This window comes from Salinivibrio sp. PR6 (assembly GCF_001995955.1).
Classification (GTDB): domain Bacteria; phylum Pseudomonadota; class Gammaproteobacteria; order Enterobacterales; family Vibrionaceae; genus Salinivibrio; species Salinivibrio siamensis.
The window spans coordinates 1-9,032 of the sequence record NZ_MUFA01000032.1 but is presented as its reverse complement, the minus strand read 5'-3'; the positions used below and the strand labels follow the sequence as shown (position 1 = coordinate 9,032).

The window sequence follows — 9,032 nt, the reverse complement described above, 5'->3', positions numbered from 1 at the left end:
ATTTAAACCATAACCTAGCGCAATAAATTATTATTAATAATATCTCGATGGTATAGGGGGCAGAAAATCCTTTCTTCTAATCGAACAAAGACTGTCACTGCTCGAAAACAGCTTCTTCTGATTAGTCTCATCACAAAATTCTCATTGCATATATAAACCTATTGATGACGGCATGTTCAGGCTCTTCGCCTTATAGGCTAATCCATACCGTTACCCACTTCACTGATAAGTTAGTATCTTTTATGTATCCTTTGGTATAGTCATGAAAGGCACTGTAGTGGGCTAGCCAATCGCATGGAATCGACAATCAATAAATCAAAGCTATCTGAAACCGATATCATCACGAAATTCATACTTCCTGCTATCAAAGGCGCAGGGTGGGATGATATGTCGCAGATCCGTCAAGAAGTAAAACTACGAGATGGTAAGGTCATTGTTCGTGGTCAGGCAGCGGCGAGGAAGAAGGTTAAGTCTGCGGACATCGTCCTTTACCATAAACCGAGTATGCCTCTAGCTGTCGTCGAAGCTAAAGCCAATAAGCATGAAATCGGCAAAGGTATGCAACAAGGTCTAGATTACGCCAGCCTACTTGAAGTCCCTTTTGTCTTTGCCTCAAATGGCGACGGTTTTATCTTCCACGACAAAACCAACCCAGGTCAATTCGAAACTGAAATTCGACTTGAAGACTTCCCAACACCTCAGCAACTATGGGACAAATACTGCGTTTGGAAAGGCTACAAAACCGAGCACCTTCCCGTCATTGCTCAAGATTACCATGATGATGGTAGCGGTAAGTCTCCGCGCTACTATCAGCTACAGGCGATAAACAAAACCGTGGAAGCGGTAGCAGCAGGACAAAACCGCGTCCTCTTGGTTATGGCAACGGGTACGGGCAAAACTTACACTGCATTCCAGATTATTTGGCGACTATGGAAGTCCCGAGCTAAAAAACGCATCCTGTTTTTGGCGGACAGAAACATTCTGGTCGATCAAACTAAGACCAACGACTTCCAACCGTTCGGCACCGCGATGACCAAAGTCACAGGCCGAACTGTCGATCCCGCTTACGAAATCCACCTAGCGTTGTATCAAGCTCTGACTGGCCCAGAAGAACACCAAAAAGCATACAAACAGGTCGATCCTGATTTCTTTGATCTTATTGTCGTTGACGAGTGCCATCGTGGCAGTGCCGCTGAGGACAGCGCATGGCGCGAGATTCTTGAGTATTTCGATTCAGCGACTCAAATAGGACTCACCGCGACACCAAAAGAAACCGATATCGTGTCTAACACCGAGTACTTTGGCGACGCCATTTATACCTACTCTCTAAAGCAAGGTATTGAAGACGGTTTCTTAGCCCCTTACAAAGTTGTACGTGTGGATATCGATGTAGATTTACAAGGTTGGCGACCAACCAAAGGACAAGTCGATAAACATGGTGAAGTTATCGAAGACAGGATCTATAACCAGAAAGACTTCGACAGAACTATGGTCATTGATGAGCGAACAGAACTTGTTGCACAGACCATCACCAGCTACCTCAAGCGCACCGACCCGATGGCTAAAACCATTGTGTTCTGTAATGACATTGACCATGCAGAGCGTATGCGTCGAGCGCTGATCAACTGCAACCCTAAGCAAGTTGCTAAGAATGAAAAATACGTAATGAAAATTACTGGTGATGATGAAATCGGCAAAGCCCAGCTTGATAACTTCACCAACCCCAAAAAGGCTTATCCTGTTATTGCGACCACCTCAGAACTCATGACAACTGGTGTCGATGCAAAAACGTGCAAATTAGTTGTTCTTGACCAGGGCATTCAGTCGATGACTAAGTTTAAGCAGATCATCGGTCGCGGAACCCGTATTGATGATCGTTACGGAAAGCTATGGTTTACTATTCTGGACTTCAAAAAGGCGACTGAACTGTTCGCTGATGAGCGCTTTGATGGTGTCCCTGAGCGAGTTAAAGAGACAAAACCAGAAGACTTCGATACCGATGAAGAGCTAGATGAAATCATCGATGGTGAGGATGAACTTGAGCAAGATGATCCATTTGAAGGCGAAGATATCGACCCCGAAAGCATCCATGAACCCGAATCGTCATACGACTCAGGTTCACCGCCTTCAGGTGGGAGCAATGCCGATGATGATTGGCAGGATGAAAACCGAGTAAGAAAGTTCCATGTCAACGGCGTAACCGTTACAGCCATTGCCGAACGTGTTCAATACTACGATGCTGACGGTAAACTCGTAACCGAATCATTCAAAGACTATACCCGCAAGACGATGGCAAAACAGTTCACCTCGATGGATGACTTTGTTAAGCGCTGGCAAGATGCCGATAGAAAGCAAGCAATCATTGATGAACTGGCAGAGGAAGGCATCATCTGGGAAGCATTAGAGCTAGAAGTGGGCAAAGATCTCGACCCATTCGACATGATTTGTCATGTCGTTTATGACCAACCAGCGCTCACTAGAAAAGAACGGGCTGATAACGTCAAAAAGCGCAACTACTTCACGAAGTACGGTGAAACGGCTCAGCAGGTGTTGAACAACCTACTGGACAAATACGCTGACGAAGGTGTTCAAGAGCTTGAGAATATTCATGTACTCAAGGTAAAGCCTTTTGATGAGATGGGGCGACCTGCTGAAATTGTCAATAAGTGCTTTGGTGGGAGAGAGCAGTACTTGCAAGCAATTTCTGAGTTGGAAGCTGAGATCTATCATTCAGCCTAATCAGTGTTTAAACCAAGCTAGAGCGTGTTTAGCTTGGTTAACGATCTCAAGTCATGATGCATACCTATATGTTTGGTAAGCTAAATTCAGATAAAGCACTGTTGGCTAAAAACACAAAGACGTTTGCCTAAACTCTCTTGCGTATCGTTAGGCGAGTATCGATCTCGCTTTGGCGATGGAGCCAAGCAAGGTAAGCGGCTTGCTTGCAAGCTTAAACACAATGGCCTTCCCAAGCATGCCGTAACCAAGCTGATTTCCCATGTTAAGTATTTGATTGCTCAGCAGCTCATTTCAGCACAGTGCAATATTCTTATATTTTTCAGTAACTAATCACGCTGTTTGAAAGACTTAGGAACAAAAAACTGATTAAAATTTTTCTGTGGCGAGTCGCTTTCTCCACGAGATCTCTAGTGAAGATAACAAGGCTTAAAAATTGAAACATCATCAAATAAAGACTATCAATTATCAGCTGTGGCTAGTCCTGATTCTGACAAGCTTAATACCCTTAATCTACTCAACTACACGAATCTACTTCTTGGGCAGCATCCCCAGCCCATGGACTTTTAGCATTGCTGCACAAGTCGCATGGCTCAATGTGGGATATGAAGTCCTCAGCGAAGCATTGCTTATCCCTCTAGCATTTATTCTAGGCAGCGTTATTCATAGTAACGAAGCTTTTCGCGACCGAGCCAGTCTATCTCTTTGGGTTACCTTGATTTGCTATTTTGTGGTGACCTTAATGGTATTGTGGCTAGCCCCGAGCTTTGTTGATGCTATGCAGCAACAGGCTGAACTACTGACCCAAACAATCCAATACATTCGATTGGAATCTGCCGCTATTCTGCTTTCCAGCTTCTATGCGTTTTTATCTTTGGTTCTCGTCTTAAAAAATGAACGAAAGGCGCTGTATGGCCTTCTACTCGTACAAACGCTCATGACCGTCCTTTGTGACAGCGTCTTTGTTAGTCAATTAAGTTATTCCCTCCAGTTAGGAGTGAATGGTATTGCTCTGAGCAATATCGTGGTCAATAGTCTTCTCGCGCTGTTTGCCCTGATTTATTTATCTAAGTCGGAGATCACGCTGAGCTTCAATTTTTCTAGAGGACATCAATCGCAGTGGCTGAAAGAATGGGGAAAAATTGGATGGAAATCAGGGCTTGAATCGCTCGTTCGTAATACCGCTTTTATTGTCATGATTCTTCAGCTTATTAACCAAGTACAACAAGCGGGAACGTACTGGGTTGCCAATCAATTTATTTGGGGCTGGTTGCTACTTCCCGTTTTGACGTTGGGGCAGCTGGTTAAGCAAGATGCTGCAACAAATAACGGGCTAACATCTGAACGAGTCAATGCCTACCTTTGGATAACGCTAGGCATCATTGGGCTTTGGATACTCACTGCGCCGCTTTGGAACAGCTTTGTAGCTAATGTCATGGGAGTGGAGGATTCACAAGCAATCACTCGGCTAGTTTGGCTAATGGTAGGGTTCTATGCCATTTTCAGTTTAAACAATGTTATTGACAGTTACTTTTACGGTATAGGGCGCACTGACTTAATGCTGTATCAATCACTTATCGTAAACACCTTGTTTTACGGTTGTGCTTTTGTGCTTTATCAAATCGGCATCTTTGTTCCAACGCTTGAACGCATTGCCATCATGTTTGGGTTAGGCATTACCGCCGATGCGCTAATCACTTGGGGGTTGTACCTTGTCTTACGACGTAAGATGAGCATGAATCAATATCAAGTAAGTTATTAAACCAGTTACCGTAATAGAGATAAGTGCTCACTAATACCCCAGTGTTATTGGGCACTTCACTCCCTATGTCAGTACTCACATTGACGTAAAAATGCTAACATCGACAACAATTTTTGTAGTCGGTTAGTAGTAGAACTTCATGTCAATCAGTTCAGTGATCAAGTCTATTCAAGACATCATGCGTAAAGATGCGGGCGTTGATGGTGACGCGCAGCGTCTAGGCCAAATGTCGTGGCTGTTATTCCTTAAAGTGTTTGATGCACAAGAGGAAGATTTAGAGTTTGAGCTAGAAGATTACCGAGAACCCATTCCAGCCAAGTACCTTTGGCGAAACTGGGCGGCAAATAAACAAGGCATTACAGGTGACGAGTTACTAGAGTTCGTCAACGATGATTTGTTTCCTGGCCTAAAAAGCCTCAATACGCCTAAAGACATCAATCCACGTGGATTTGTGGTGAAAGAAGCCTTTAGTGATGCCTATAACTACATGAAAAATGGCACATTGCTGCGTCAGGTGATCAACAAGCTCAACGAAGTTGACTTTACTGACTCTAACGACCGTCATTTGTTCGGTGATATCTACGAGCAAATCCTACGTGATCTGCAAAGCGCTGGAAATGCAGGTGAGTTTTATACCCCTCGCGCGGTGACTCGTTTTATCGTCAGTCGTCTTGACCCTAAACTGGGTGAAAAAATTATGGATCCCGCTTGTGGTACGGGTGGGTTCTTGGCCTGCTCGTTCGATCACGTCAAAGAGAACTACGTGGTAACCACGGACGACCATAAAACCCTACAAAGACAAATCCAAGGTGTAGAGAAAAAGCAGTTACCGCACCTGCTATGTGTCACTAACATGATGCTCCACGGCGTCGAAGTCCCAGTGCAAATCAGGCATGGCAACACGCTTAACAAGCCGCTCGCAAACTGGGACAGCAATATCAATGTGATTGCGACTAACCCACCGTTTGGCGGCACAGAAGAGGACGGGATTGAAAAGAACTTCCCTTCCGATATGCAAACTCGTGAAACCGCCGATCTGTTCTTGCAGCTGATTGTGGAAGTATTGGATAAAGATGGTCGCGCTGGTGTAGTGTTGCCTGATGGCACCTTGTTTGGTGAAGGTGTAAAAACCAAAATTAAGAAGATGCTGACGGAAGAGTGCAACCTGCACACGATTGTTCGCTTACCTAATGGTGTGTTCAACCCGTACACGGGTATTAAGACCAACATTTTGTTCTTTACCAAAGGCCAACCGACCAAAGAAGTGTGGTTCTATGAGCACCCTTATCCAGAAGGTGTGAAGAACTACAGCAAAACCAAACCAATGAAGTTTGAAGAGTTCCAGCAAGAGATAGATTGGTGGGGTAATGAGGCCGATGGGTTCGCTAGCCGTATCGAGACCAAGCAAGCTTGGAAAGTGTCGATTGAGGATATTATCGAGCGCAACTTTAACCTTGATATTAAAAACCCGTATCAGGACGAAGTCGTCAGCCATGATCCTGAAGAATTACTGGCGAGCTATCAGCAGCAGCAGCAAGACATTAAAGCACTGCGTGACCAACTGAAGGGTATTCTCGGTGATGCATTTAGCTCTACCATTCAAGGTAAAAAGCAAGGTGGAGAGCAGTAATGGCAGTAGACCAATCTCCTATGAATAAGTTAATTACCGAGCATATTGATATTTGGACGTCGTCAGTAAAGACCCAATCAACCTCTGGTCGCGGTAGCAGCAAGAAACTAGAGCTTTACGGTGTTAAGAAGCTGCGTGAGCTAATTCTGGAGTTGGCTGTGCGCGGGAAGTTAGTACCGCAAGATCCCAATGATGAGCCTGCTTCGGTGTTGCTTGAGCGTATCGCGAAAGAAAAAGCGCAATTAGTTAAAGAAAAGAAGATTAAAAAGTCAAAGAAACTTCCTAATATAAGCGATGAAGAAAAGCCTTTTGACTTGCCAAATGGATGGAAGTGGGTACGTTTCCCAGATGTTGCTCATTATGGGGCAGGAAAAACACCTGCTACCAAGAACTCACTGTATTGGGATGAAACTGGAATACCTTGGGTGAGTATTGCAGACCTAAATGACAAATCTACGGTTAGTGTATCCACTAAAAAAGTTAGTGATATAGCGGTAGAACAAGTTTTTAAGCGAGCACCGATTCCCGCTGGAACTATGCTGATGAGTTTCAAGCTAACCGTAGGAAAAGCCTCTATTCTCAATGTTGACGCTTTCCACAATGAAGCAATCATTTCTGTATTTCCGTACACAGGAGTTTTGCAAAGTTACTTGTTTAAGGTGTTACCAAGCCGAGCAAACTCGGGAAATAAAAAGAATGCGATTATGGGCTTTACGCTTAACGCTGAATCACTATCTTTATTAACTATTCCTTTACCGCCAGAGGCTGAACAACACCGCATCGTCGCTAAAGTCGATGAGTTAATGGCACTCTGCGACCAGCTTGAGCAGCAAACTGAAGCCAGTATTGAAGCGCATCAAGTGCTGGTAACAACATTGTTGGACACACTTACCAACTCTGCCGATGCTGACGAGTTGATGCAAAACTGGGCGCGAATCAGTGAGCATTTCGATACCTTATTCACCACTGAAGAGAGTATCGACCAGCTTAAGCAAACTATTCTGCAACTGGCGGTAATGGGTAAGCTAGTTCCACAAGATCCAAGCGATGAACCCGCTGCTGAGTTACTGAAAAGAATTGCGGAAGAAAAAGCGCAGTTAGTCAAAGAGAAGAAAATCAAAAAGCAAAAAGCACTACCACCGATTAGTGAAGATGAAAAACCGTTTGAACTCCCGAGTGGGTGGGAGTGGTGTCACTTGAACTCATTAACTAGTGAAATGGATGCTGGTTGGAGTCCAGCTTGTCCACCAGAGGCATCTCCAAATCACGAAACTTGGGGGGTACTTAAAACAACCGCCGTTCAGAGTATGGAGTATAGAGAATATGAAAATAAAGTTCTCAGCCCCTCCAAGGAACCTCGACCTCAATATGAGGTAAAGAATGGAGATATTTTGATTACTAGAGCAGGCCCCAAAAACAGAGTCGGAGTATCTTGCTTGGTTCAAACCACAAGGCCTAAGCTTATGATCTCAGATAAAATTATTCGCTTTCACCTAATAGAACTTGGGATGTCTAACAACTTCGTTTCGCTGTGTCTAAACGCAGGGGCTACTTCAGAATATCTGGAATCAGCTAAATCTGGCATGGCAGAAAGTCAAATGAACATATCTCAAGATAAGTTGAAAATGGCACCAATCCCACTCCCCCCCATTAGAGAACAGACGCTGATTGTGAAGAAAGTAGAGGAGCTAATTGATCTATGCGATAAGCTCAAACTTTCTTTAGAAAAAGGAAAGCATGCACATTTCCAATTTACTGATAGTGTGATTGAACAAGCGGTGTAACCATGACTCTTTACAATATCGCCAATAAAAACCTCACCGCACTAACACCGACCACTTTTGCAGCAGAAGGGCTGCAAGAGCGGCACGATTTACAAGAAGCGCTGAAAGGCTGTATTGATGCCATCGCTCCTGATTGTTTGGTGATATCAGAGGAGTTTTCAGTCTGGGAAGACAGCCGTCGCCGTATTGACCTGTTAGCAATCTCGCGCTAGCGTTAGATGCGGACTGGATCGAAAAGCATCAGCCACGAAGTCTGAGTGATGTGCTCAATGCACTTAACGAACCCGTAAGACGACGTATTGCCATCCTAGTCGATGAAAGCCCTCTAGGTAGAATTCGTCGTTTCCACAACGATGAAAATGCTCTGATTACTTTGCCTAACGGTGAAGTGGTAGCCATCACCTACCAGTAGACTTCTCAGCAATATCACTCTATTGATTCACTTTGCAGAGCAAAGTGGTATGGTTGTAGAGAAAGCAGACTGATTCGGCTACCCAAAACTGAAAGTACCAAGCGTTGAGTAGAACATCGTTCTCCTCGAAGTGTTTTTATTTGTTAATAAAATACGCAATCTTTAGGTTTTGATAATTTAAGCGAGAACAGTGTTCTCGCAGGATCAATAGCTAGCTCACCAATCCCTTGTTACAACAACTCGCTACTCAGAGAACCTTTTTCTCTGTTATGAGAGTCTGCTTCACTCCAAGTTAGCGTTGGGACACTGACGATTGCTCTTTGCATTACCCACGTTTATTTTAGACTCTTCTTGCTAGCTAGTCGATACACGACAATAAGCAAATGTCCGTCTACTATCCATTACTCACTCCTTTTGGCATCACAATTGGTATCRTCAATCAGTTAGGTATCATAAAAGCTCGAACCCTACTTTATGAGACCGTAAACACTTCATTCCTGCCTGGTATCAGAAAACGGGATGTTTGTTGATACTACTCTGGGATGTTTACATCTCGCTAAACTTGACTACTTAAGTCGATGATTTTCACAAAATAACTTTGCCTTAAGAAAACCTAGAAAATAGATGAATACCCGTGAGTAACAAACATTACTCTAAACTTCATTCATCTATAATAAAGACAAGGCTACTATTAACTTTCCTTGGCAG

General features: G+C 43.9%; 5 protein-coding genes. All 5 read left to right on the top strand.

Annotation, left to right across the window (positions count from 1 at the left end; translation table 11 throughout):
* The first annotated feature begins 294 nt into the window (after positions 1 to 294).
* Positions 295 to 2,739 carry an EcoAI/FtnUII family type I restriction enzme subunit R gene (gene hsdR / locus BZG72_RS15670; RefSeq protein ID WP_077667245.1) on the top strand — a complete coding sequence of 815 codons (2,445 nt, stop codon included), beginning with the start codon at positions 295 to 297 and terminating at the stop codon, positions 2,737 to 2,739.
* 433 nt (positions 2,740 to 3,172) lie between these two features.
* Complete coding sequence (locus BZG72_RS15665) at positions 3,173 to 4,498, top strand: MATE family Na+-driven efflux transporter (protein WP_077667244.1); 1,326 nt, start codon at positions 3,173 to 3,175, stop codon at positions 4,496 to 4,498.
* Positions 4,499 to 4,637: 139 nt separating this feature from the next.
* Complete coding sequence (locus tag BZG72_RS15660; protein WP_077667243.1) at positions 4,638 to 6,128, top strand: type I restriction-modification system subunit M; 1,491 nt, start codon at positions 4,638 to 4,640, stop codon at positions 6,126 to 6,128.
* Entirely contained in the window at positions 6,128 to 7,912 is a 1,785-nt protein-coding gene (locus BZG72_RS15655) for a restriction endonuclease subunit S (RefSeq protein WP_198930079.1), read from the top strand. The genes BZG72_RS15660 and BZG72_RS15655 overlap by 1 nt, the downstream gene beginning before the upstream one ends.
* Positions 7,913 to 7,914: 2 nt before the next feature.
* A complete protein-coding gene (locus tag BZG72_RS16485; RefSeq protein ID WP_241832566.1) occupies positions 7,915 to 8,124 on the top strand; it encodes a hypothetical protein in 210 nt (69 codons plus the stop codon).
* Positions 8,125 to 9,032: the final 908 nt, after the last annotated feature.

Coding starts and splice junctions, on each gene's coding strand:
- hsdR (WP_077667245.1), top strand. CDS start 295: ATGGAATCGACAATCAATAAATCAAAGCTATCTGAAACCGATATCATC.
- BZG72_RS15660 (WP_077667243.1), top strand. CDS start 4,638: ATGTCAATCAGTTCAGTGATCAAGTCTATTCAAGACATCATGCGTAAA.
- BZG72_RS15655 (WP_198930079.1), top strand. CDS start 6,128: ATGGCAGTAGACCAATCTCCTATGAATAAGTTAATTACCGAGCATATT.
- BZG72_RS16485 (WP_241832566.1), top strand. CDS start 7,915: ATGACTCTTTACAATATCGCCAATAAAAACCTCACCGCACTAACACCG.